Below are 26155 nucleotides of genomic sequence, written 5' to 3' on the forward strand. Positions count from 1 at the left end.
ACAGGGCATTGGCTGCTTATCAGGCTCTGCAGTGTACCAAAAAAGCCGCAAAGAATGACGAATCACACCTATTTGTTCGCACTATCGTAAACGGCATTCCCTGACCTTGCGCGACCGTTGGCGCGTGATATTATCCCAACAGCCTTTTTTCACACTGACAGTTAACCAAGAGAAAAGAACATGACGGACAAACTTACCTCCCTGCGCCAGCTTACCACCGTCGTCGCCGACACCGGTGATATCGCAGCCATGAAGCTGTATCAGCCGCAGGACGCTACCACCAACCCTTCTCTGATTCTTAACGCCGCACAAATCCCTGAATACCGTAAACTGATCGATGAAGCGATCGGCTGGGCGCGTGAGCAGAGCAGTAACAAAGATGAGCAGCTGCAGCTGGTTTCTGACAAGCTGGCCGTGAACATTGGTCTGGAAATTCTGAAACTGATCCCAGGCCGTATCTCAACGGAAGTCGATGCGCGTCTCTCTTACGATACTGAAGGCAGCATCGCGAAAGCCCGCAGCCTGATCAAACTCTACAATGATGCCGGTATCAGCAATGACCGCATCCTGATCAAACTGGCCTCTACCTGGCAGGGCATCCGTGCTGCAGAGCAGCTGGAAAAAGAGGGTATCAACTGTAACCTGACCCTGCTGTTCTCCTTTGCTCAGGCACGTGCCTGTGCCGAAGCGGGCGTGTTCCTGATCTCTCCGTTTGTTGGCCGTATCCTCGACTGGTACAAAGCCAACACAGACAAGAAAGAGTATGCCGCGCACGAAGATCCAGGTGTGGTTTCTGTTTCTGAAATCTACAACTACTACAAGCAGCACGGCTATGAAACCGTGGTGATGGGCGCGAGCTTCCGTAACGTTGGTGAAATCATCGAGCTGGCTGGCTGTGACCGTCTGACCATTTCGCCTGCGCTGCTCAAAGAGCTGGCAGAGAGCGAAGGCACCCTGGAGCGTAAACTGAGCTACAGCGGCGAAGTGAAAGCGCGTCCGGCCCGCATGACCGAGTCCGAGTTCCTGTGGCAGCACAACCAGGATCCTATGGCGGTGGCTAAGCTGGCAGAAGGTATCCGCAACTTTGCCGTTGATCAGGGCAAACTTGAGAAAATGCTGGCAGAACTGCTGTAATCTGCTGACCGTGGCGGCGCAGGCTGCCACGGTTTTCTCTTTTCCGACCCTTTCACTTTATATTATCCTTTCTGCTATTCCGCTTTTACTCCACCGCACCGCGGTAAATCACAGCGAAGCTCAACATGAATACATTACGCATTGGCCTGATCTCGGTCTCCGATCGCGCCGCGAACGGCATCTATCAGGATCAGGGTATCCCCGCGCTGGAGAGCTGGCTTGGCAGCGCAATCAGCAGCCCGTTTGAGATTGAGTCCCGGCTGGTACCCGACGAGCAGCCGATGATTGAGCACGCGATTTGCGAGCTGGTCGATGAACGCTTTTGCCATCTGGTGTTAACCACTGGCGGCACCGGTCCGGCCCGACGTGATGTCACGCCCGATGCCACCTTAGCCGTGGCCGATCGGGAAATGCCCGGCTTTGGTGAGCAGATGCGTCAGATCAGCCTGCAGTTCGTGCCGACCGCGATTCTGTCGCGTCAGGTTGGGGTAATCCGCAAACAGTCGCTGATCCTCAATCTGCCCGGTCAGCCGAAGTCGATTAAAGAGACGCTGGAAGGGCTGAAAGATGAGCAGGGCAAAGTAAAAGTTCACGGTATCTTCGCTTCTGTACCTTATTGTTTACAGCTGCTGGAAGGACCTTACGTTGAAACGCATCCCGACGTGGTAGCAGCATTTCGGCCTAAAAGCGCCATCCGTGAGATAAATAACTGAATATTCCGCATTTCAGGCATAAGCTATAGTCCTGCTGGTGTGGCAAAAAATTGACGATATAGTAAGGGTATCTTTACAACCTTGTCTCTTTTGCTCTGGATTATTATGAATCTGACTTACACGCAGCGTCTGACCGGTAAGGATTACAAAACCCTGGCGCTGGCCGCGCTGGGTGGCGCGCTGGAATTTTACGACTTCATCATCTTTGTCTTCTTCGCCACCGTGATTGGCGAGCTCTTCTTCCCCTCCGATATCCCGGAATGGCTGCGTCAGCTGCAGACGTTTGCCATTTTTGCCGCAGGCTATCTGGCACGTCCGCTGGGTGGCATCGTGATGGCGCATTTTGGCGACAAGCTCGGGCGCAAAAAGATGTTCAGCCTGAGTATTCTGCTGATGGCGCTGCCAACCCTGATGATGGGCGCTTTACCTACCTGGCAGACGATTGGCATTGCTGCGCCACTGCTGATGCTGTTGATGCGGATGTTGCAGGGCGCGGCGATTGGCGGAGAAGTGCCAGGTGCGTGGGTGTTTGTCGCTGAGCACGTGCCTTACAAACGTATCGGGATCGCCTGTGGCACGCTGACGGCCGGGCTGACCATCGGTATTTTACTGGGGTCGCTGGTGGCGACGCTGATTAATACCTCGATGTCGCAGCAGGCAATTCATGATGGCGGCTGGCGTATTCCGTTCTTCCTCGGTGGCGTGTTTGGTCTGATCGCAATGTATCTGCGCCGCTGGCTGCATGAGACGCCGGTCTTTGTTGAGATGCAGCAGCGTAAAGCGCTGGCTGAAACGCTGCCGCTGAAGACCGTGCTGGCGGAGCATAAAAAGTCGGTTGTCATCTCCATGCTGCTGACCTGGCTGCTCTCCGCCTGCATTGTGGTCGTGATCCTGATGTCGCCTGTCTGGCTACAGAAGCAGCTGGGCATCGCGCCCGCGCTGACCCTGCAGGCCAACAGTATCGCTACCGTGATGCTCTGCATCGGTTGCATTGTTGCCGGACTCGCTGTCGATCGTTTTGGTGCCAGTCGGACGTTATGTGTCGGCAGCCTGCTGCTGGCACTCTGTAGCTGGCAGTTCTATCACCTGACTGCCCTCTATCCGCAGCAACTCTTTCTGCTCTATGGCGTGGCGGGCCTGAGCGTCGGTATTGTCGGTGTCGTGCCCTTTGTGATGGTGCGCGCCTTCCCGGCAGAGGTGCGTTTTACCGGCCTCTCGTTTTCCTACAACCTTTCCTATGCCATCTTTGGCGGGCTGACCCCGATCTTTGTGTCGCTGCTGATGAATGTCTCCGTGATGGGGCCATGCTGGTATGTGATGGCGCTGGCGGTGGTGGGATTGCTGACCGGTATCTGGCTGCGGCGTGATGTCAGCCATGAGCCGGACCTGCAGCAGGGCGTTAAGACGTTGTAACAGGGAAACGTGGAGCCGGGCTCCGCGTCTTTTTTATGCGTGAAGCACGCTTAAAGCGCCTTTGCGCCAATCGGCAGGAGAGTGCGGCCAAAGGTTTCGTTCAGCGCTTCACCCATTGCCATATAGCAGGCACTGGCACCGCAGAGTATGCCGACCCATCCCGCAGACACGATCAGCGAAGGCTGGTGCATAAGGTGAGCCGCGGTCAGCAGCAGAAACAGCAGCGTGAGCGAGCCAAAGACAAACTGCAGCATCCGGGCACCTTTCAACGTGCCGATAAACATAAACAGTGTGAAGATGGCCTACAGTGCCAGCCACGCACCCGGGAAGCGTTCGTCAGGCGCTTTCGCCAGACCCATCTGCGGTAACAGCAGGATCGCCACAAAGCTTAACCAGAACATGCCGTAAGAGGTAAAGGCGGTCAGCCCAAAAGTATTGTTCTTTTTAAATTCCAGCAGACCGGCCAGCACCTGCGCGATCCCGCCATAAAAAATCCCCATCGCTAAAATTGCCACGTCCATGTCAAACAGACCCGTGTTGTGCAGGTTCAGCAAAATGGTTGTCATGCCAAATCCCATTAAGCCCAGCGGGGCAGGATTAGCCAGCGTTGAATTTGCCCTGGTTCCTCGGCAGTAAAATGATCGTTAATGAAATAAAAGGACGTCAGCCTGCTTACAGAAAGGAGTAAGGCGACGCATCATATTCAGTAGGTTAACCGTGTTCTTTAACCCCGGCAGGGCCAGAGGTAGAAAAATTTTTTTTGGTTTAGCCCTTGATGCGCATCGAAGCGGCCCCATTTACTTGTCATCGAGCGTTGTGAACGTTGTAAAAAAAGCATGTGCTGGCAGGTTGAATGCAAACAACCCGCCCACATAAAAGGTTCACAACCCAAATTGGCAACGAATTTAAGTGGGAGATGTTTAGATGGGTAAGATTATTGGTATTGACCTGGGTACAACCAACTCTTGTGTTGCGATCATGGATGGCACTAAAGCACGCGTGCTGGAAAATGCCGAGGGCGACCGCACCACGCCTTCAATTATTGCGTATACACAGGATGGCGAAATTCTGGTTGGTCAACCGGCTAAACGTCAGGCAGTGACCAACCCGCAGAATACCCTGTTCGCAATCAAGCGTCTGATCGGTCGTCGTTTCCAGGACGAAGAAGTGCAGCGTGATATTAAAATCATGCCATACAAAATCACCGGCGCTGACAACGGCGACGCCTGGCTGGAAGTGAAAGGCCAGAGAATGGCACCACCGCAGATCTCTGCTGAAGTGCTGAAGAAAATGAAAAAGACCGCCGAAGATTACCTCGGTGAGCCAGTGACCGAAGCGGTTATTACCGTACCGGCCTACTTCAACGATGCGCAGCGTCAGGCGACCAAAGATGCCGGCCGTATCGCGGGTCTGGAAGTCAAACGTATCATTAACGAACCGACTGCTGCAGCACTGGCATATGGTCTGGATAAAGGCCAGGGCAACCGCACCATCGCGGTTTATGACCTGGGTGGCGGTACCTTCGATATCTCAATCATTGAGATCGACGAAGTTGACGGCGAAAAAACCTTTGAAGTTCTGGCAACCAACGGTGATACCCACCTGGGTGGTGAAGACTTCGACAGCCGCCTGATTAACTATCTGGTTGCTGAATTCAAGAAAGACCAGGGCATCGATCTGCACAACGATCCACTGGCGATGCAGCGTCTGAAAGAAGCGGCAGAGAAAGCGAAAATTGAACTTTCCTCTGCACAGCAGACCGACGTTAACCTGCCATACATCACGGCAGATGCAACCGGTCCTAAGCACCTGAACATCAAAGTGACCCGCTCTAAACTGGAGTCACTGGTTGAAGATCTGGTTGCTCGCTCAATCGCGCCGCTGAAAGTTGCGCTGCAGGATGCGGGCCTGTCTGTTTCAGACATCAACGACGTTATCCTGGTCGGTGGTCAGACGCGTATGCCACTGGTTCAGGCCAAAGTGACTGAGTTCTTCGGCAAAGAGCCACGTAAAGACGTGAACCCGGACGAAGCCGTTGCCGTTGGTGCTGCGGTTCAGGGGGGTGTACTGGGTGGCGATGTGAAAGACGTGCTGCTGCTGGACGTTACCCCGCTGTCACTGGGTATCGAAACCATGGGTGGCGTGATGACTTCGCTGATCAGCAAGAACACCACCATCCCAACCAAGCACAGCCAGGTCTTCTCGACGGCTGAAGATAACCAGTCAGCCGTGACCATTCATGTGCTGCAGGGTGAGCGTAAGCGCGCCAATGACAACAAGTCACTGGGCCAGTTCAACCTCGACGGTATCCAGAATGCGCCACGCGGTATGCCACAGATCGAAGTCACCTTTGACATCGATGCGGACGGTATCCTGCATGTATCGGCGAAAGACAAGAACAGCGGTAAAGAGCAGAAGATCACCATCAAAGCCTCTTCAGGTCTGAGCGATGAAGAGATCCAGAAAATGGTGCGTGATGCAGAAGCGAACGCTGAATCTGACCGTAAGTTCGAAGAGCTGGTACAGACGCGTAACCAGGGTGACCAGATTGCCCACAGCACGCGTAAGCAGCTGGACGAAGCAGGCGACAAACTGTCAGCTGATGACAAAGCGCCAATCGAAGCTGCTCTGGCCGCGCTGGAAACTGCGCTGAAAGGCGAAGACAAAGCAGAAATCGACGCCAAAATGCAGGCGCTGATGGAAGTGTCCGGCAAACTGATGGAAGCAGCACAGCAGTCTCAGGCGGGTGCAGCGGATGCCGGTGACGCGTCAGCGAAGAAAGATGACGACGTTGTCGATGCTGAATTCGAAGAAGTGAAAGATAACAAGAAATAATTGCCCCTGACCGGGCGCGACGGTTGGCCTGACAGCCGTTGAAACCAGCACGGGCGTAGGAGATCTCTCCACGCCCGTGCGATCATGTTAAGGGCTAAAAAACATGGCGAAGAGTGATTACTACGAGATTTTAGGCGTCGCCAAATCCGCGGACGAGCGTGAAATCAAAAAGGCTTACAAACGCCTGGCAATGAAATTTCACCCGGACCGCAATCCCGGTGACAAAGAAGCCGAAGCTAAATTCAAAGAGGTCAAGGAAGCCTACGAAATCCTGACCGATGCGCAGAAGCGCGCGGCCTACGATCAGTATGGTCATGCAGCCTTTGAACAGGGCGGCATGGGTGGCGGTGGATTCGGCGGCGGTGGCTTTGGTGGCGGCGGTGCAGACTTCAGCGATATCTTTGGCGACGTATTCGGTGACATCTTTGGTGGTGGACGCCGTCAGCGCGCCGCCCGTGGCGCCGATTTACGCTACAACATGGAGCTGTCGCTGGAAGAAGCGGTACGCGGCGTGACCAAAGAGATCCGCATTCCAACCCTGGAAGAGTGTGATGTCTGCCACGGCAGCGGCGCGAAAGCGGGAACGCAGCCACAAACCTGTTCAACCTGTCACGGTGCAGGCCAGGTGCAGATGCGCCAGGGCTTCTTCACCGTCCAGCAGGCCTGTCCGACCTGTCATGGTCGCGGCTCGGTGATTAAAGACCCGTGCAACGCCTGTCATGGTCATGGCCGCGTTGAGAAGTCGAAGACGCTGTCAGTGAAAATCCCTGCCGGGGTCGACACCGGCGATCGCATTCGTCTGAGTGGCGAAGGTGAGGCGGGCGAGCAGGGCGCACCAGCGGGCGATCTCTATGTTCAGGTATCGGTGAAGAAACACCCGATCTTCGAACGTGAAGAGAACAATCTGTACTGTGAAGTGCCAATCAACTTTGCGATGGCGGCGCTGGGCGGCGAGATTGAAGTGCCGACACTGGATGGTCGCGTGAAGCTGAAAGTGCCGTCAGAAACCCAGACCGGCAAGCTGTTCCGCATGCGTGGACGTGGCGTCAAATCAGTACGTGGCGGCGCAGTCGGCGACCTGTTATGCCGTGTTGTGGTGGAAACACCGGTCAGCCTGAATGAGAAACAGAAAACGCTGCTGCGTGAACTTGAAGAGAGTTTTGGCGGCCCAAGCGGCGAGCACAACAGCCCACGTTCCAAGAGCTTCTTCGACGGCGTGAAAAAATTCTTTGATGACCTGACACGTTAAGTTCATCCACTCTGAAAGCCAGCGCCTGCCGCTGGCTTTTTTTTGACTGCACTTCTCAATTCGCTATTTCCGAATGATTCCCGCCAAATAAACTGTTTTTTTCGAGCTGTCGTAACCGCTATTCTTAGGGCCTTTGATTGACCTCTGGATTAAGGACAACGCGTGTGAACATCAGACTAAAAAAAATACTGGAAAGCGACGCTACCGGCGGTGTGGTGCTGATTATTGCGGCTGCGCTGGCGATGGTGTTGGCCAATAGCGGAGCGACGCAGCAGGGCTATCACGATCTGCTGTCCATTCCGGTGGAGTTTCGCTTTGGCGCGCTCGATATCAGCAAAGACCTGCTGCTATGGATTAACGATGCGCTGATGGCGCTGTTTTTCCTGATGGTGGGACTGGAGGTCAAACGCGAACTGGTGATGGGTGCGCTGGCTAAACGTGAACAGGCGCTGTTTCCGCTGATTGCAGCACTGGGTGGCATGATCGCCCCGGCGATCATTTTTCTGCTGTTTAACGGTGCCGATGCCGCTACCCGCAGCGGCTGGGCGATCCCGACCGCCACCGATATCGCCTTTGCGCTGGGCATCCTGGCGCTGCTGGGAAGCCGCGTGCCGCCTGCCCTGAAAATCTTCCTGATGGCGCTGGCGATTATCGACGATCTCGGGGCTATCGTGATTATCGCGCTGTTCTACACGCATCACCTTTCGATGGCCTCTCTGGGCGTTGCCGCTGCTGCCATTGCCGTCCTGGCGCTGATGAACCTGCTCAACGTGCGCAACACCGGTCTCTATCTGCTGGTGGGGCTGGTGCTGTGGGTGGCGGTGCTGAAGTCGGGTGTCCATGCGACGCTGGCGGGTGTCGTGGTCGGCTTCCTGATCCCGCTGGCGAAGAAAGAGGGCCACTCTCCGGCGATTCATCTTGAGCATGCGCTGCATCCCTGGGTGCGCTGGGTGATCCTGCCCCTGTTTGCCTTTGCCAATGCGGGTGTGTCACTGACGGGTGTTTCGTTCGGCAGCCTCTTCTCGCTGCTGCCGCTGGGCATCATGGCCGGCCTGCTGATTGGTAAGCCTCTGGGCATTACGCTGTTCTGCTGGCTGGCAGACAAAACTGGCATAGCCAGGCTGCCGGAAAATACGCACATTAAAGATATTGCGGCGGTAGGGGTGTTGTGCGGTATTGGCTTCACCATGTCGATATTTATCGCCTCGCTGGCCTATGGCGACATCAGTGCTGAACTGATGACGCTGGCGAAGCTGGGGATTCTGTCAGGCTCGATTCTGTCGGCGGTGCTGGGCTATGTGGTCCTTGGCTGGCGTCTGAAGCAGCGTGCGGCGTAGGGCATCCTATGGCGCACATTAATTACAATCACCTCTACTACTTCTGGCACGCCTGCCGCGCAGGTTCGATTGCGGGTGCTGCAGAGGCCCTCTCGCTGACGCCACAGACCATTACCGGACAGATTAAGGCGCTTGAAGAGCGCCTGCAGGGCAAGCTGTTCCGGCGTCAGGGAAGGGGACTGGTGCCGACAGAACTGGGGCAACTGGTGTTCCGCTACGCTGACCGCATGTTTATGTTGGGTCAGGAGATGCTGGATATCGTTAACTACCGCAAAGAGTCCCATCTGCTGCTGGATGTTGGTGTGGCAGATGCGCTCTCTAAGCAGCTGGTCAGTAAGGTGCTGGAGACCGCAGTGGCTGCCGGGGAGAAGATTCACCTGCGCTGTTTTGAGTCGACCCACGAAATGCTGCTGGAGCAGCTCAGTCAGCATAAGCTGGATATGATTATCTCTGACTGCTCCATCGATCCGACTCAGCAGGAAGGGCTGTTTTCGGTGAAGCTGGGGGAATGCCCGATCAGCTTCTGGTCCGCGCAGCCCATCACGGATCTCTCTTTTCCGGCCTGCCTTGAGACGCATCCCCTGCTGATTCCGGGTCGCCGCTCGATGCTGGGGCGTAAAATCCTCAACTGGATCACAACTCAGGGACTACAGGTAGAGATTCTCGGGGAGTTTGATGATGCAGCCCTGATGAACGCATTTGGTGCGCACCAGAAAGCGATTTTTGTAGCAGCAGCGCTGGACAGGGACCAGCAGGAGGGGAGTTATGAAGTTGGCCGGCTTGATGCGGTGTCAGAGGAGTATCACATACTCTTCGCCGGGCGGATGATTCAGCATCCGGCAGTGCAGCGTCTCTGTCACGCTGACTTCAGCGGACTCTTTCCCCGCCAGAGTACAGACGAAAAAAAACCGGCGTAAGCCGGCTTTTTCAACAAAGTGATTAACAACAGGCGATTACGCCAGTTTGTTGATCTGTGCAGTCAGGTTTGATTTATAACGTGCAGCTTTGTTTTTGTGGATCAGACCTTTAGCGGCCTGACGATCCACGAGTGGTTGCATTTCATTGAATGCGTTCTGCGCAGCAGCTTTGTCGCCTGAAGCGATCGCCGCGTATACTTTCTTAACGAAGGTACGCATCATTGAGCGGCGGCTAGCGTTATGCTTGCGGCGTTTCTCAGATGTTACGGCGCGTTTCTTAGCTGATTTGATATTAGCCAAGGTCCAACTCCCAAATGTGTTCTATAGAGACAAATCAAAGGCCGAGGACTATGCCCTTCTAACCTGATTTTGTCAATGGATTTGTGCAAATAAGCGTCGCTCTATGAGCAGCACTCGGTTACGTATTTGATGGCGCAGGATTCTACCAGCTTCCCCTCGCTGAATACAGTATTTCGCGACAAAATTCTTAACATGCGCATCTGCAACAGGAAATGCAGCACCTGAAGCATGAAAGGCGTGCTGACGGGTTAACCTGAGTCGCTTTCAAGGGTATAATCCGCCGATTTCCACCGGTTTGGGCCAGCCATGAAGTTTATCCGCGGTATTCATAATCTTAACGAGCAGCATCGCGGCTGCGTTCTGACCATTGGTAATTTCGATGGCGTACACCGCGGGCATCAGGCGCTGATGTCCCGTCTGTGTGAAGAGGGACGTCAGCGTAATCTGCCGGTCGTGGTCATGGTGTTTGAGCCACAGCCGCTGGAGCTGTTTGCCGGTGATAAAGCCCCGGCACGCCTGACGCGCCTGCGTGAAAAACTGCGCTACATGGCGGAAGCCGGCGTTGATAAAGTGCTGTGTGTGCGGTTTGACCGTCGCTTCGCAGCCCTGTCCGCCCAGCGTTTTATCAGTGATCTGCTGGTAGAGAAGCTGGATGTAAAGTACCTCGCAGTAGGCGATGATTTCCGCTTCGGCGCTGGTCGCCAGGGGGATTTCCTGTTATTACAGAAAGCCGGTGCGGAGTATGGTTTTGAGGTCGTGAGCACCGAAACCTTCTGTGACGGCGGGAAGCGAATCAGCAGCACCGCCGTGCGTCAGGCGCTGGCCGCAGACGATTTAGCGCTGGCGCAGTCGCTGTTAGGTCATCCTTTCACCATTTCCGGCCGCGTCGTGCACGGTGATGCACTGGGACGCACGCTGGGTTTCCCCACTGCGAACCTTCCTTTACGCCGCAGCGTCTCACCGGTGAAAGGGGTCTATGCGGTGGAGGTTCAGGGTCTGACGCCCAAGCCACTGCCGGGTGTTGCCAATATCGGCACCCGTCCGACCGTAAAAGGTTTACGCCAGCAGCTTGAAGTTCACCTGCTCGACATCAATATGGATCTCTATGGTCGTCACATTGATGTGGTGCTGAAACAGAAAATACGAAACGAGCAGCGCTTTGCCTCACTGGAGGCGTTGAAAGAACAAATTGCGAACGATGTGGTAACGGCCCGGCAGTTCTTTGGGCTGCTTTAACCTGAGCGAAAAACGGAATCGAGAATCTGATGAGTGACTATAAATCTACCCTGAATTTGCCGGAAACGGGATTCCCGATGCGTGGCGATCTGGCCAAACGCGAACCGGGAATGTTGCAACGCTGGTATGCCGACAACCTGTACGGCATCATCCGCGAAGCCAAAAAAGGGAAAAAAACCTTTATCCTGCATGATGGCCCTCCGTATGCGAACGGCAGCATTCATATTGGTCACTCTGTTAACAAGATTCTGAAAGACATTATCGTTAAGTCGAAAGGTCTGGCAGGTTATGACTCGCCGTATGTGCCGGGCTGGGACTGTCACGGTCTGCCAATCGAACACAAAGTTGAGCAGATGATCGGCAAACCCGGCGAGAAAGTCAGCGCCGCTGAATTCCGTGCCGCGTGCCGCAAGTATGCTGCTGAACAGGTTGAAGGCCAGAAGGCAGACTTTATCCGTCTGGGCGTGCTGGGCGACTGGGATCGTCCTTACCTGACCATGGATTTCGGCACCGAAGCCAACATCATCCGTGCGCTGGGTAAAATCATCGGCAACGGCCACCTGCATAAAGGCGCGAAGCCGGTGCACTGGTGCCTGGATTGCCGTTCAGCTCTGGCAGAAGCGGAAGTCGAGTATTACGACAAAACCTCTCCGTCAATTGATGTGATGTTCAACGCTATCGATGCCGACGCGGTGCGTCAGGCATTTGGCGTAGCACAGGTCAATGGCCCGATCTCACTGGTGATCTGGACAACGACGCCGTGGACATTACCGGCTAACCGCGCCATCTCTCTGCATCCTGAATTTGAATACCAGCTGATCCAGATCGAGGGACGCGCCCTGATCCTGGCGAAAGAGCTGGTTGAGAGCGTCATGAAGCGCGCCGGTGTCAGTGAATGGCAGGTACTGGGCGAATGCAAAGGCGCTGCGCTGGAGCTGCAGAAATTCCAGCACCCGTTCCTGGCGCTGGAGTCGCTGGTGGTGCTGGGCGATCACGTGACGCTGGACGCGGGTACGGGTGCAGTTCACACCGCACCGGGCCACGGTCCGGATGACTATGTTATCGGTCAGAAATATGGCATTGAAACGGCGAACCCGGTCGGACCGGACGGTACCTATCTGCCCGGCACGTATCCGACGCTGGATGGAATTAATGTCTTTAAAGCTAACGACATGATCGTTGAGCTGCTGAAAGAGAAGGGCGCGCTGCTGCACGTTGAGAAACTGCTGCACAGCTACCCGCACTGCTGGCGCCACAAAACGCCGATCATTTTCCGCGCCACGCCGCAATGGTTCATCAGCATGGATCAGAAAGGACTGCGTGCGCAGTCGCTGAAAGAGATCAAAGGTGTGCAGTGGATCCCGGACTGGGGCCAGGCGCGTATCGAATCGATGGTGGCGAACCGTCCTGACTGGTGTATCTCCCGTCAGCGTACGTGGGGCGTGCCAATGGCGCTGTTCGTTCATAAAGAGAGCGAAGAGTTGCATCCGGACACGCTGGCGCTGATGGAGAAAGTGGCGCAGCGCGTTGAGCAGGAAGGCATTCAGGCCTGGTGGGATCTCGACCCGCGCGAACTGATGGGCGACGACGCCGATCATTACGTCAAAGTGCCGGATACGCTGGATGTGTGGTTCGACTCCGGTTCTACCAGCTACTCCGTGGTGGATGCGCGTCCTGAATTTGGCGGACATGCGCCTGATCTCTATCTGGAAGGGTCCGATCAGCATCGCGGCTGGTTTATGTCCTCGCTGATGATCTCCACGGCGATGAAGGGCAAAGCGCCTTATCGTCAGGTACTGACACACGGTTTCACCGTGGATGGTCAGGGCCGCAAGATGTCGAAGTCGATCGGCAATACCGTTGCGCCGCAGGATGTGATGAACAAGCTGGGCGCTGATATTCTGCGTCTGTGGGTGGCCTCAACCGACTACTCGGGCGAAATGGCGGTTTCTGATGAGATCCTCAAACGCTCTGCCGATGCCTACCGTCGTATCCGTAACACCGCGCGTTTCCTGCTGGCTAACCTCAGTGGCTTCAACCCGGCCACCGATCTGGTGAAACCGGAAGAGATGGTCGTAGTGGATCGCTGGGCAGTGGGTCGCGCCCAGGCAGCACAGGCCGATATCGTTGCCTCCTATGAGAATTACGATTTCCACGAAGTGATTCAGCGTCTGATGCAGTTCTGCTCGATTGAAATGGGCAGCTTCTATCTCGACATCATCAAGGATCGTCAGTACACCGCGAAAGGCGATGGCCTGGCTCGTCGCAGCTGCCAGACTGCGCTGTGGCATATTGTCGAAGCGCTGGTGCGCTGGATGGCACCGATCATGTCCTTTACAGCGGATGAGATCTGGGGCTACCTGCCAGGCGAACGTGCACAGTATGTCTTCACCGAAGAGTGGTATCAGGGTCTGTTTGGCCTGGCGGAAGATGAAGCGCTGAATGACGCCTACTGGGCTGAACTGCTGAAAGTGCGTGGTGAAGTGAACAAGGTAATCGAGCAGGCGCGTGCGGATAAACGTATCGGTGGCGCGCTGGAAGCGACGGTGACGCTGTATGCCGATCCGGAACTGGCCGCTAAGCTGCAGGCGCTGGGCAATGAGCTGCGCTTTGTGCTGCTGACCTCAGGCGCACAGGTGGCGGATTACGCCCTGGCGAACGACGAAGCGCAGCAGAGTGACGGGCTGAAAGGTCTGAAAATTGCGCTGCACAAAGCGGAAGGCGAGAAATGTCAGCGCTGCTGGCATTACACTACCGACGTCGGACAGAATCCTGAGCATGCTGAGGTCTGTGGTCGTTGTTACACTAACGTAGCCGGTGACGGCGAACAACGTGAATTTGCCTGATGCGTAAACCTATTTTATCAACCGGATTGCGCTGGCTGTGGCTGGTGCTGGTGGTGATTGTTGTCGACTTCGCCAGTAAGCAGTGGGTGATGAACAACATGATGCTGCATGAAACCCAGCCGCTGATGCCTTATCTGAATCTGTTCTACGCCCACAACTACGGCGCGGCGTTCAGTTTCCTGGCCGACAAAGGTGGCTGGCAGCGCTGGTTCTTTGCCGGTATAGCGCTGGCTATCGTGATCTCACTGGTGGTGATGATGTATCGCAATCACGCCAGTCAGAAGATCGCGAACATCGCCTATGCTCTGATCATTGGCGGCGCGGCAGGCAATCTGTTCGATCGCTCGTACCATGGCTTTGTGGTCGATTTTATCGATTTCTATGTCGGTAACTGGCACTTCGCTACATTTAATATCGCTGACTGCGGCATCTGTATTGGTGCGGCATTAGTGGTGCTGGAGGGCTTTTTCAGCCCGAACGGCAAACAAGCTAAACAGAAAGGGTAAGTGATGACTGAGTCCGTACAGCGCGAAAGCGCGGTGTTGGTGCATTTTACGCTGAAGCTGGAAGACGGCTCGACGGCGGAATCGACCCGTGCAAACGGCAAGCCTGCGCTGTTCCGTCTCGGTGATGGCAGCCTCTCTGCGGCACTTGAGCAGGCACTGCTGGGGCTGAACGCGGGTGAAACTAAACAATTCACCCTGGCACCGGAAGACGCCTTTGGCGGCGTCAGCCCGGATCTGATTCAGTATTTCTCGCGTCGGGACTTTATTGATGCAGGCGAACCTGAAGTGGGTGCCATCATGCTGTTCAGCGGCATGGGCAGAAGTGAGATGCCAGGCGTGATCCGTGAAGTCTCCGGTGATTCTATCACCGTGGATTTCAATCACCCGCTGGCAGGTCGTCGTATTCAGTTTGATGTAGAGGTGCTGGAAATCGATCCGGCACTGGAGGCGAACGATGCAAATCCTGTTAGCTAATCCGCGCGGTTTCTGCGCTGGCGTTGATCGCGCCATCAGTATTGTTGAGCGCGCGCTGGAGATGTATGGCGCCCCCATCTATGTCCGTCACGAAGTGGTGCATAACCGTTACGTGGTGAACAGCCTGCGTGAGCGCGGTGCTATCTTCATTGAAGAGATTAGCGAAGTGCCGGATGACGCGATTCTGATCTTCTCGGCGCACGGTGTTTCACAGGCGGTGCGTGCCGAAGCCAAAGCGCGCAATCTGACCATGCTGTTCGACGCCACCTGTCCGCTGGTGACCAAAGTGCATATGGAAGTGGCGCGTGCCAGTCGTAAAGGCGTGGAAGCGATACTGATTGGTCATGCAGGTCATCCGGAAGTTGAAGGCACTATGGGGCAGTACAACAACCCTAATGGCGGCATGTATCTGGTGGAGTCACCGGAAGATGTTTTCAGACTGACCGTCAAAGACGAAAACAATCTGAGCTTCATGACGCAGACCACGCTGTCGGTGGATGACACCTCTGACATCATTGATGCCCTGCGTCAGCGTTTCCCGGCGATCATCGGGCCGCGTAAAGATGATATCTGCTACGCCACCACCAACCGTCAGGAAGCCGTTCGTACGCTGGCGAAAGATGCGGAAGTGGTGCTGGTGGTAGGGTCGAAGAACTCCTCGAACTCTAACCGTCTGGCTGAACTGGCACAGCGTGCCGGTAAGCTGGCGAAGCTGATCGACTCTGCGGATGATATTCAGGAAGAGTGGGTAAAAGGCGTGGCCTGTATTGGTGTGACCGCGGGTGCATCAGCCCCCGATATTCTGGTGCAGCAGGTGATCCAGCGGCTGCGTGAGCTGGGCGGTGAAGCGGCGATTGAGCTGATTGGTCGTGAAGAGAATATCGTCTTCGAAGTGCCAAAAGAGCTACGTGTCGACGTGCGCAACGTGCAGTAGCGATATGATTTAACTGCTAAAAAGGCCGACTCTGTTCGGCCTTTTTTGTTTTTCTGGCCAGACAGAAAAGGCCGTTGTTTACCATTATGATTGCTTTTACTGATAATCACAGGCGGCTGGCATAAAATTCTTATTATCACGGATTAATAGTGGCGTGACTGTTAACTCATCGTTAACCTGATGACGCTTTGGATGCATATTTTTGTTTTAGGAATGAATAAATATGAACACTATCCGCATTGCTATTGTGGGCGCGCCGGGCCGAATGGGCCGTAATCTTATTCAGGCGACGCAGCAGGCAGAGGGCGTAGAACTGGGTGCAGCACTGGCACGGCCGGGTTCATCGCTGACCGGCAGCGACGCTGGTGAATTAGCGGGCATCGGCAAGAACGGCATTCTCATCGCTGACGATTTACGCGCGGTGATAAACAACTTTGATGTGCTAATCGACTTCACCCGCCCGGAGGGCACGCTGGAGTATATGGCGATCTGCCGTGAGCAGGGTAAAGCAATGGTCATTGGTACCACCGGTTTTGATGAGGCAGGCAAAGCGGCCATTCGCACGGCGGCAGAAGATATCGCCATCGTGTTCGCCGCGAACTTCAGTGTGGGGGTTAACCTGGTGCTGAAGCTGCTGGAGAAGGCCGCTAAAGTGATGGGTGAGTACGCGGACATTGAGATCGTTGAAGCACACCACCGCCATAAAGTGGATGCGCCGTCTGGCACCGCGCTGGCGATGGGTGAGGCGATAGCCGACGCGATGCAGTGGAAACTGGATGAGCATGCAGTCTATACGCGTGAAGGCCATACCGGCGAACGTCAGCCGCAGACAATCGGTTTTGCGACGGTGCGCGCAGGTGACATCGTCGGTGAACATACAGCGATGTTTGCAGATATCGGAGAGCGGGTAGAGATAACCCACAAGGCTTCGAGTCGTATGACCTTTGCAAATGGTGCAGTTAAGTCAGCATTATGGCTGAAAGATAAGAAATCTGGTCTTTATGATATGCGTGATGTGCTGGATTTGTCGATGTTGTAAGTGTTGTGAGCCATCGTGATGTGGTTATTTCAATCGGTAATTGATTGATTGAAAAGGGGCAATGTTTTCATTGCCCTTAATTTTATCTGAAAAATACCATTCTGATTTAAAATCTCTATCTGAGGCATATTTTTATCTGTTTTTCGGGTTTTTAAACCCTGTGAAACATCATTTTTGACCATTTGGTCAAAAATAAAGGCCTTGCTGAGCCGGTTTCGCTTTTATGCTGCCTGGCAAACGATTATTCCGCCGGGTTTTCTCCTCTTTTTGCCGCTTATACTCGTTTTTTTCCTCATAAGGCAGATAATCATCAAAAAATCCCGCTCTGGGGTAGACAATGACCAGGGCGATCATTAGAATGCGCGCAATTTGCCAAAAATCGACAATTCAGGCGGTTTTTGCATTGATTCAGGCGGCTATTTTGAATTAATATGCAGATATATTGACTGTTTATTCCCTGGAGGATGTTTTGATCAAGTCAGCAATCCTGGTTCTGGAAGACGGAACCCAATTCCACGGTCGGGCCATCGGGGCAACAGGATCGGCAGTGGGAGAAGTCGTTTTCAACACTTCAATGACCGGTTATCAAGAAATCCTCACTGATCCTTCCTATTCCCGCCAAATCGTTACTCTCACTTATCCCCATATCGGTAATGTCGGTGCCAATGCCGCCGACGAAGAATCCAGCCAGATTCACGCGCAGGGCCTGGTTATTCGTGACCTGCCGCTGATTGCCAGCAACTTCCGTAGCGAAGAGGGCTTATCTGCTTACCTGCAGCGCAACAACATCGTGGCGATTGCCGATATCGATACCCGCAAGCTGACGCGCCTGCTGCGTGAGAAAGGGGCGCAGAACGGCTGCATTATTGCTGGCGACAATCCGGATGCTGCGCTGGCGCTGCAAAAAGCCCAGGCGTTCCCGGGACTGAAAGGAATGGATCTGGCAAAAGAGGTCTGCACCACGGAGACTTACAGCTGGCTGCAGGGCAGCTGGACGCTGGATGCGGGTCTGCCAGAACAGGCTTCTGCAGAGTCGCTGCCTTACCATGTGGTGGCTTACGACTACGGCACTAAGCGCAACATCCTGCGCATGCTGGTCGATCGCGGCTGCCGTCTGACCGTGGTTCCGGCACAGACACCTGCCGAAGAGGTCCTGAAGCTGAACCCGGATGGCATTTTCCTCTCTAACGGTCCTGGCGACCCGGAGCCGTGCGACTATGCCATCAGCGCCATTCAGGCTTTCCTGAAAATCGAAATTCCGGTGTTCGGTATTTGTCTGGGTCATCAGTTGCTGGCGCTGGCCAGCGGGGCTAAGACCGTGAAGATGAAGCTCGGCCACCACGGCGGCAACCATCCGGTGAAAGATCTCGAAAACAATCGCGTCATGATCACCGCCCAGAACCACGGTTTTGCGGTTGATGAGAACAATCTGCCTGCGAATCTGCGTGTGACCCACATTTCGCTGTTCGATAAAACTGTGCAGGGCATTCATCGCACTGACAAACCTGCATTCAGCTTCCAGGGGCATCCGGAAGCCAGTCCGGGACCGGGTGATGCTGCGCCGCTGTTTGACCATTTTATTGAATTGATTGACGCATTCCGTCTGCAAGCGAAGTAATCAGGAGCTAATTCATGCCAAAACGTACAGACCTAAAATCCATCCTGATTCTTGGTGCCGGTCCGATTGTGATCGGCCAGGCCTGCGAATTTGATTATTCCGGTGCGCAGGCGTGTAAAGCGCTGCGTGAAGAGGGCTACCGCGTCATTCTGGTGAACTCAAACCCGGCGACGATTATGACCGACCCGGAAATGGCCGATGCAACCTACATTGAGCCGATTCACTGGGAAGTGGTGCGCAAAATCATCGAAAAAGAGCGCCCGGATGCGGTTCTGCCAACGATGGGCGGACAGACAGCGCTGAACTGTGCGCTGGAGCTGGAACGTCATGGCGTGCTGGAAGAGTTTGGCGTCACGATGATTGGCGCGACTGCTGATGCGATCGACAAAGCGGAAGATCGCCGTCGTTTCGACGTGGCAATGAAAAGCATCGGTCTGGATACCGCCCGCTCCGGCATTGCACACACCATGGAAGAAGCGCTGGCCGTGGCGGAAGATGTCGGCTTCCCGTGCATCATCCGTCCCTCCTTTACCATGGGCGGCACCGGTGGCGGTATTGCTTATAACCGCGAAGAGTTTGAAGAGATTTGCGAACGCGGTCTCGACCTCTCTCCGACCAATGAGCTGCTGATTGATGAGTCGCTGATTGGCTGGAAAGAGTATGAAATGGAAGTAGTGCGCGATAAGAACGATAACTGCATCATCGTCTGCTCCATTGAAAACTTCGACGCGATGGGCATTCACACCGGTGACTCCATCACGGTCGCACCTGCCCAGACGCTGACCGACAAAGAGTATCAGATTATGCGTAACGCCTCGCTGGCGGTACTGCGTGAGATTGGTGTTGAAACCGGCGGCTCCAACGTGCAGTTCTCGGTTAACCCGAAAGATGGTCGCCTGATTGTCATCGAGATGAACCCACGCGTGTCGCGCTCCTCGGCGCTGGCCTCAAAAGCAACGGGCTTCCCGATTGCGAAAGTGGCGGCCAAACTGGCGGTGGGCTACACCCTCGACGAGCTGATGAACGATATCACCGGCGGCTTAACGCCAGCCTCGTTCGAGCCGTCAATCGACTACGTCGTCACCAAGATCCCGCGTTTCAACTTTGAGAAATTTGCCGGTGCCAACGATCGCCTGACCACGCAGATGAAGTCGGTGGGTGAAGTGATGGCGATTGGCCGCACATTCCAGGAATCTATGCAGAAAGCACTGCGCGGTCTGGAAGTGGGCGCTAATGGCTTCGACCCGAAAGTGCACCTCGACGATCCGGAAGCGTTAACCCGCATCCGCCGCGAGCTGAAAGATGCCGGTTCAGACCGCATCTGGTACATCGCGGATGCTTTCCGCGCTGGCATGTCAGTTGATGGTGTGTTCAATCTGACCAACATTGACCGCTGGTTCCTGGTGCAGATTGAAGAGCTGGTGCGGCTGGAAGATCAGGTGGCAAGCGAAGGGGTGAATAGCCTGGATGCCACGCTCCTGCGTACCCTGAAGCGTAAAGGCTTTGCTGATGCGCGGCTGGCGACGCTGGCGGGTGTGGCAGAGAGCGAAATCCGCAAGCTGCGTCAGCAGTTTGACCTGCACCCGGTTTATAAGCGGGTGGATACCTGTGCTGCAGAGTTCGCGACGGATACAGCCTACATGTACTCCACCTATGAGGAGGAGTGCGAAGCCAACCCGAGTCCGGATCGTGAAAAAATCATGATTCTGGGTGGTGGACCAAACCGTATCGGTCAGGGCATCGAATTCGACTACTGCTGCGTTCACGCCGCTCTGGCGCTGCGTGAAGATGGTTACCAGACCATTATGGTCAACTGTAACCCGGAAACGGTTTCGACCGATTATGACACCTCCGACCGCCTCTACTTTGAGCCGGTCACGCTGGAAGATGTGCTGGAGATTGTGCGCATCGAGCAGCCTAAAGGCGTCATCGTCCAGTATGGCGGTCAGACCCCGCTGAAACTGGCGCGTGCACTGGAAGCCGCAGGCGTACCGGTTATCGGCACCAGCCCGGATTCCATTGACCGAGCGGAAGACCGTGAACGTTTCCAGCAGGCGGTTGATCGCCTGAAACTGAAGCAACCGGCTAACGCCACCGTCGCGACGCTGGAGCAGGCGGTCGAGAAAGCCGCTGGCCTGGGTTATCCGCTGGTGGTGCGTCCTTCTTATGTGCTGGGCGGCCGTGCCATGGAGATCGTCTATGACGAGATCGACCTGAGACGCTACTTCCAGACGGCGGTGTCGGTTTCCAACGATGCGCCGGTACTGCTGGATCGCTTCCTGGATGATGCGGTCGAAGTGGATGTGGATGCGATTTGCGACGGTGAGCGGGTGTTGATTGGCGGTATCATGGAACATATTGAGCAGGCTGGCGTTCACTCCGGTGACTCCGCCTGTTCACTGCCGGCCTACACGCTGAATCAGGAGATTCAGAACGTGATGCGCCAGCAGGTTGAGAAGCTGGCGTTTGAACTGAACGTTCGTGGCCTGATGAACGTTCAGTTCGCGGTGAAAGACAATGAAGTCTATCTGATCGAAGTTAACCCACGAGCGGCGCGTACCGTTCCGTTCGTCTCTAAAGCGACCGGCGTACCGCTGGCGAAAGTGGCCGCGCGCGTGATGGCAGGTAAAACACTGGCAGAGCAGGGCGTTACGGAAGAGGTGATTCCGCCTTACTACTCGGTCAAAGAAGTGGTTCTGCCGTTCAACAAGTTCCAGGGCGTTGACCCGATTCTGGGACCCGAAATGCGTTCTACCGGTGAAGTCATGGGCGTGGGCCGCACGTTCGCTGAGGCATTCTCCAAAGCGATGCTGGGCGCACAAAGCAACATGAAGAAGTCGGGCCGTGCGCTGCTGTCGGTGCGTGAAGGCGACAAGAAACGTATCGTCGACCTGGCTGCTAAGCTGCAGAAGTTTGGTTTCGAACTGGATGCGACCCACGGCACGGCGGTGGTGCTGGGCGAAGCGGGCATCAATCCGCGACTGGTCAACAAGGTGCATGAAGGACGTCCACACATTCAGGACCGCCTGAAGAATGGCGAGTACAGCTACATCGTCAATACCACGGCGGGTCGTCAGGCGATTGAAGATTCGAAGCTGATTCGCCGCAGCGCACTGCAGTATAAAGTGCACTACGACACCACGCTGAACGGCGGCTTCGCCACCGCGATGGCGCTGAATGCTGACCCGACGGAACAGGTTATCTCCGTTCAGGAAATGCATGCTCAGATAAAGGCGATGTAAGACAATGTAGTGTGAAAAGCGGCTCCTGCGGGAGCCGCTTTTTTTGCCATATCACTGGCGATAATCCGAAAGACAGGTCCGGGAAAAGCAAGGTATTTGCGTTAAAGTGACTGATTTGACTTATTTTTTTAGCTATAGGTGCGAATGCCCCCGGTTCGCACAAATTTATAATAGAAACACTTCCTGTGCGAGTTTTTCGCCAGTACTATGCCTGCCGCTCATCACTGGAGCGTATCAGGACATAAATAAAAAATGAAAATGCGTACTTTTTCTCTGAGTGCAGTGGCTGCACTGATGGCTATTCTTCCTTTCGCCAGCCAGGCGGAAATTACCCTGTTGAAACAGGATCCGCAGGCAGGCGATCCGCTTAGCCGTCTTACCCTGAATGTTGGCGGCAGCATTCGTGCTCAGGTCAATCATCAGACCGGTGTGGGTGACAAATCCTACAAGCGCGACGGTTTCGATGGCGGCACTCGTTTCCGTTTCGGCGCGGACTACTACCTGTTTGATGACGTGAGCTGGATCAGCTACTACGAGCTGGGCGTTAACGTTCCGGCGGTCTTCAGCTGGGATGGTCACTATGCGGAAGGTGCCCATGACACCACGCGTCGCCAGCTCTACACCGGTCTGAAAAGCAAAGCATGGGGTCAGCTTACCTTTGGTCAGCAGAACAGCGTCTATTACGACACCGTGGGCGCCAAAACCGATATCTGGGATTACGACATGATCGGCCAGGCACCGGGCAACGGTATCAACGGCGACTACGACGGATCTTACCGCTCACGTAAGCAGCTGAAATACAAAAACAGCTTCGGCGACGCGGATATTTACGCTTCTTATCTGTTCGACGATAACGAGTATCTGCCAGGCAACGGCCTGCGCTATAAGCGCAAAGGCGGCGGCTCGCTGGGCGTGGATTACCACATCACTGAGGATCTAAGCTGGGGCACGGCGTGGAACTACACCCGCGCCGCGATGCGTAACCCGAACAACGGCGACAGCAAAGATTACGATCAGAACATTTACGGCACCGCACTGAGCTGGACACCAGGCAACTGGACGCTGTCAGCCGGTGGTGGCTGGTATGAAAACTTCATGACCACCAAACGCAAAGATGTCCATAATTACTTTGCCGGTGATGCGTGGGGCATTGAATATTTCGCTGGCTACAAGATCCCGGTGGCGCAGTATGGTCTGAAAGCCGTCCAGCCTTATGTCATGGGTGACCGCATCGAGTATGCGACAGGCCGTGATTACCTGCGCATCGACAACGGTCTGGGTGTGACGCTGTTCCTCGACTACGGTTTCCGCGTTGATTACGAACATGTCTTCACCTCCAGCACTGATAACCTGGGTGATATGAATCTGGTGCGCCTGCGCTACGACTTCTGATCATCCTGACGAGCCTTAATCAGGCTTGCAGCGATAAACGATCTTAACGGGCAGGGAACACAGGCAGAGGAGGAAAGCGTCCCGCCGCCCGGATAAAAACGCCGGGAGCGTTTTTGAACGACGCAAAGCGTTGGCCCTTATACGGGCGCACCTCAGGGATGAGGTGCGTAATCGCGCGGGCCGAGCGGTCATGGATGACAGCTTTTGCGTCTTTCCGATCTGACTGTGTTCCCTGTGCTGCACCGATCTTACCGCTAGCCAGACCAGGCTTTACGGCTCCTCCGGGAGCCGTTTCCTTTTGCACACGCTTTTTGTGCCAGCATGAGGCAAATCGCTGGCGTGCTGCGGCAAACTGACGCGATTACGCGGTGAAAAACGCTGCACAGGCTGTGAAAAACGGCGTCCTGAAAAGGTTTACGCAATTAGACCTTCACCCCTATCGACGAAAGTTTCACCTTTACGTATCATGGCGCCAATTTTTTTCAGTGAGTGGTTAACATGATTAGTCTTATCGCGGCATTAGCAGCAGATCGCATTATTGGAATGGAGAACGCCATGCCGTGGGACCTGCCTGCCGATCTGGCATGGTTCAAGCGCAATACGCTGAAGAAACCGGTCATTATGGGTCGACTGACTTTTGAATCCATCGGGCGCCCGTTACCTGGCCGGCTGAACATCGTTGTCAGCAGTAAGCCAGGCGCTGCGGAAGGCGTCACCTGGGTTACGTCGCTGGATGAGGCGCTACAGGCAGCCGGTGATGCAGAAGAGATTATGGTGATTGGTGGTGGACGTGTCTACGAGCAGATGCTGAAGCGCGCCGATCGTCTCTATCTGACGCACATTGATGCGGAAGTGGAAGGCGATACGCAGTTCCCGGATTACGAGCCGGATGAGTGGCAGTCTACGTTCAGCGAATTCCACGACGCTGATGAGCAGAACTCCCACAGCTACTGCTTTGAGATCCTTGACCGTCGCCGTTAATCCTCTCCCAGTCCGGCTGTAACCTGGCTGTCATCTCTGTTTATTAGCATTGCTTCTTTTCTGGGAACGTCATAAAGGAAGCAATCAATAATGAAAACCGAACTCTCCGCATTAAGCACTGACCGCCTTCGTGATCCACATCGTCGTAAATTTCTTGCCGGTTCCGGTGCGATAGGGCTGACCGGCTTTCTCAGCGGCGGCCTGACGCTCTCATTCAGCGCACTGGCGCAGACGAAGCCTGCTGGCAGCCCACTGCTGGGCTTTCAGGCGATTGCCGCATCCACGGCCGATGAGGTTGTGGTCGCTCCCGGCTATCGTGCTGACGTGCTGATCTCCTGGGGTGATCCGCTGGTGAATGGCGCGGCCGCGTTTGACCCGCTGGGTAATAACAGCGCAGAAGAGCAGGAAAAGCAGTTCGGTGATAACAACGATGGCATGAGTTTCTTCGCCATTGATGAACATCGCGGCGTGATGGCGATTAACAATGAGTATGTGAATGAGCCGACGCTGTTTGCCCACGGTGGCAGTAAAGCGACCAGCCTGGAAGATGTGAGGAAGTCACAGGCGGCACACGGCGTCTCCATCGTTGAAGTTAAACGGGGTGAAGACAATCGCTGGCAGGTGCTACGCCCTTCTGACTACAACCGCCGCATTACTGCCAATACGCCTATGCGGTTTTCCGGTCCGGCCGCTGGTGATAACGCGCTGAAGACCGCCGCTGACCCCCAGGGAATGCATGTCCTTGGCACCTTTGGTAACTGTGCCAACGGTAAAACGCCGTGGGGCACCTATCTCACCTGTGAAGAGAATTACGACACCTACTTTGGCACTCATCAGGGAGACTTTAACCCGACTCCACAGCAGAAGCGTTACACCCTGAATGCTGCCGAGCCGGAGCGCAACTGGTCTGACTTTGATCCCCGCTTCGATATCGCGAAAAACCCCAACGAATTTAACCGCCACGGCTGGATTGTCGAGATTGATCCCTTTGATCCTCACGCCGTGCCGGTCAAACGCACCGCGCTGGGCCGTTTTAAGCACGAGAACGCGGCTGTGACGGTTGCAAAAACCGGGCAACTGGTGGTTTACATGGGCGACGATGAGCGCGGCGAATATATCTATAAATATGTCTCTGACGACAAAGTCATCCCGGATGATGCCAAAGCCAGTCAGGGAGTGCTGGATAAAGGCACGCTCTATGTGGCGCAGTTCAACGGCGATGCGCAGGGCACACCGCTGAAAGGTACCGGGCGCTGGCTGCCACTAAAGTGGGGTGAAAATGGACTCACTGCTGAGAAGGGCTTTAACAGTCAGGCTGATGTCCTGATCAATGCGCGTGCTGCGGCCGATGTGGTGAACGCCACGCGGATGGACCGGCCCGAGTGGATTGCCGTTAACCCGCATGATGGCCGGGCCTACTGCACCCTGACCAACAATAACAAGCGCGGCAATGAGGGCATGCCGGTCAATGCGGCGAATCCGCGGCCCAAAAATATCTACGGTCAGATTATCCGCTGGGATGAGAAGGGCGATGCTACGGCACAGACCTTTGAGTGGGATATCTATGCGTTGTGCGGCAACCCGATAGCGCATCCCGAGGGGATCTATCGCGGCACACCTAACATCACGGCGGAGAACACCTTCAACAGTCCGGATGGTCTGGGATTTGATGCGCAGGGGCGCTTATGGATCCTGACCGACGGCAAGTACAGTAACAAAGAGGATTATCAGGGGCAGGGGAATAATCAGATGCTGGTGGGGGATCCTGACAGCGGAGAAATCCGCCGCTTTATGGTCGGCCCCAAATCGTGCGAGCTTACCGGTATTACCTTCACGCCCGACTACAAAACGCTGTTCGTGAACGTGCAGCATCCCGGCGAAGAGGGTGACTCGAACTTTCCCAATAACAGTCCACGCCCACGCTCATCGGTGATCATGATCACTCGTGAAGATGGCGGCATCATCGGCGCATAAGACAGGATGCTGGTC

20 protein-coding genes and 1 pseudogene are annotated in these 26155 nt (G+C 55.0%); 18 read left to right on the top strand and 3 right to left on the bottom strand.

Annotation, left to right across the window (positions count from 1 at the left end; translation table 11 throughout):
• Positions 1-180: 180 nt before the first annotated feature.
• The 3 genes from tal (at position 181) to QSK07_RS06555 (ending at position 3260) form a co-directional block, all read left to right on the top strand.
• Positions 181-1134 carry a transaldolase gene (gene tal, locus QSK07_RS06545; protein WP_098051540.1) on the top strand — a complete coding sequence of 318 codons (954 nt, stop codon included), beginning with the start codon at positions 181-183 and terminating at the stop codon, positions 1132-1134.
• 125 nt (positions 1135-1259) lie between these two features.
• A complete protein-coding gene (mog, locus tag QSK07_RS06550; RefSeq protein ID WP_033731492.1) occupies positions 1260-1847 on the top strand; it encodes a molybdopterin adenylyltransferase in 588 nt (195 codons plus the stop codon).
• A gap of 105 nt (positions 1848-1952) precedes the next feature.
• Complete coding sequence (locus QSK07_RS06555) at positions 1953-3260, top strand: MFS transporter (protein WP_098051539.1); 1308 nt, start codon at positions 1953-1955, stop codon at positions 3258-3260.
• A gap of 50 nt (positions 3261-3310) precedes the next feature.
• Here QSK07_RS06555 and QSK07_RS06560 read toward each other — a convergent pair.
• Positions 3311-3865: pseudogene (locus QSK07_RS06560) on the bottom strand (acetate uptake transporter).
• A gap of 319 nt (positions 3866-4184) precedes the next feature.
• Between QSK07_RS06560 and dnaK the strand changes: the two are divergent.
• From dnaK to nhaR, 4 genes are all read left to right on the top strand, one after another.
• A complete protein-coding gene (gene dnaK / locus QSK07_RS06565; protein ID WP_013356720.1) occupies positions 4185-6095 on the top strand; it encodes a molecular chaperone DnaK in 1911 nt (636 codons plus the stop codon).
• 103 nt (positions 6096-6198) lie between these two features.
• Positions 6199-7344: a molecular chaperone DnaJ gene (gene dnaJ / locus QSK07_RS06570; protein ID WP_098051536.1), complete on the top strand. Its 1146-nt coding sequence runs from the start codon at positions 6199-6201 to the stop codon at positions 7342-7344.
• Positions 7345-7508: 164 nt separating this feature from the next.
• A complete protein-coding gene (gene nhaA / locus QSK07_RS06575; RefSeq protein ID WP_285721161.1) occupies positions 7509-8681 on the top strand; it encodes a Na+/H+ antiporter NhaA in 1173 nt (390 codons plus the stop codon).
• 8 nt (positions 8682-8689) lie between these two features.
• The gene (gene nhaR / locus QSK07_RS06580; RefSeq protein ID WP_275220530.1) at positions 8690-9598 is read left to right on the top strand and encodes a transcriptional activator NhaR; all 909 of its coding nucleotides are present in this window, start codon (positions 8690-8692) and stop codon (positions 9596-9598) included.
• Between the two features lie 36 nt (positions 9599-9634).
• Here the strand turns inward: nhaR and rpsT are convergent, their stop codons facing one another.
• Positions 9635-9898 carry a 30S ribosomal protein S20 gene (gene rpsT / locus QSK07_RS06585; RefSeq protein WP_008925553.1) on the bottom strand — a complete coding sequence of 88 codons (264 nt, stop codon included), beginning with the start codon at positions 9896-9898 and terminating at the stop codon, positions 9635-9637.
• Positions 9899-10204: 306 nt separating this feature from the next.
• Here rpsT and ribF point away from each other — a divergent pair, with 306 nt between their 5' ends.
• The 6 genes from ribF to dapB all read left to right on the top strand — a co-directional run bounded on the left by ribF (position 10205) and on the right by dapB (position 16933).
• A complete protein-coding gene (ribF, locus tag QSK07_RS06590; protein ID WP_285721162.1) occupies positions 10205-11134 on the top strand; it encodes a bifunctional riboflavin kinase/FAD synthetase in 930 nt (309 codons plus the stop codon).
• Between the two features lie 29 nt (positions 11135-11163).
• Entirely contained in the window at positions 11164-13980 is a 2817-nt protein-coding gene (gene ileS, locus QSK07_RS06595) for an isoleucine--tRNA ligase (RefSeq protein WP_285721163.1), read from the top strand.
• On the top strand, positions 13980-14486 hold the full coding sequence (lspA, locus tag QSK07_RS06600) for a signal peptidase II (RefSeq protein ID WP_275220534.1): 507 nt from the start codon (positions 13980-13982) through the stop codon (positions 14484-14486). Before ileS ends, lspA begins: the two co-directional genes overlap by 1 nt.
• 3 nt (positions 14487-14489) lie before the next feature.
• Positions 14490-14960, top strand: a complete 471-nt coding sequence (gene fkpB / locus QSK07_RS06605; RefSeq protein ID WP_285721164.1) for an FKBP-type peptidyl-prolyl cis-trans isomerase — start codon at positions 14490-14492, stop codon at positions 14958-14960.
• Entirely contained in the window at positions 14941-15894 is a 954-nt protein-coding gene (gene ispH / locus QSK07_RS06610) for a 4-hydroxy-3-methylbut-2-enyl diphosphate reductase (RefSeq protein ID WP_098051530.1), read from the top strand. Before fkpB ends, ispH begins: the two co-directional genes overlap by 20 nt.
• Positions 15895-16117: 223 nt before the next feature.
• The gene (dapB, locus tag QSK07_RS06615) at positions 16118-16933 is read left to right on the top strand and encodes a 4-hydroxy-tetrahydrodipicolinate reductase (RefSeq protein ID WP_275220535.1); all 816 of its coding nucleotides are present in this window, start codon (positions 16118-16120) and stop codon (positions 16931-16933) included.
• Positions 16934-17119: 186 nt separating this feature from the next.
• Here dapB and QSK07_RS06620 read toward each other — a convergent pair whose 3' ends face one another.
• Positions 17120-17287 carry a hypothetical protein gene (locus QSK07_RS06620; RefSeq protein ID WP_285721165.1) on the bottom strand — a complete coding sequence of 56 codons (168 nt, stop codon included), beginning with the start codon at positions 17285-17287 and terminating at the stop codon, positions 17120-17122.
• A 115-nt stretch (positions 17288-17402) separates the two neighbouring features.
• On the opposite strand from QSK07_RS06620, the gene carA reads away from it, so the two are divergent.
• From carA to QSK07_RS06645, 5 genes are all read left to right on the top strand, one after another.
• Entirely contained in the window at positions 17403-18551 is a 1149-nt protein-coding gene (gene carA, locus QSK07_RS06625; RefSeq protein ID WP_285721166.1) for a glutamine-hydrolyzing carbamoyl-phosphate synthase small subunit, read from the top strand.
• Between the two features lie 14 nt (positions 18552-18565).
• Positions 18566-21793 (top strand): carbamoyl-phosphate synthase large subunit, encoded by a 3228-nt coding sequence (gene carB / locus QSK07_RS06630; protein ID WP_098051527.1) that lies wholly within the window; start codon positions 18566-18568, stop codon positions 21791-21793.
• Between the two features lie 252 nt (positions 21794-22045).
• On the top strand, positions 22046-23185 hold the full coding sequence (locus tag QSK07_RS06635; protein ID WP_285721167.1) for a porin: 1140 nt from the start codon (positions 22046-22048) through the stop codon (positions 23183-23185).
• Between the two features lie 498 nt (positions 23186-23683).
• Positions 23684-24166, top strand: coding sequence for a type 3 dihydrofolate reductase (gene folA, locus QSK07_RS06640; RefSeq protein ID WP_098051524.1), 483 nt, complete (start codon positions 23684-23686; stop codon positions 24164-24166).
• A 90-nt stretch (positions 24167-24256) separates the two neighbouring features.
• Positions 24257-26140, top strand: a complete 1884-nt coding sequence (locus QSK07_RS06645) for a PhoX family protein (protein ID WP_285721168.1) — start codon at positions 24257-24259, stop codon at positions 26138-26140.
• Positions 26141-26155 lie beyond the last annotated feature (15 nt).

Origin of the sequence: Pantoea sp. QMID4, assembly GCF_030270445.1 — a bacterium.
GTDB lineage: Bacteria > Pseudomonadota > Gammaproteobacteria > Enterobacterales > Enterobacteriaceae > Pantoea > Pantoea vagans.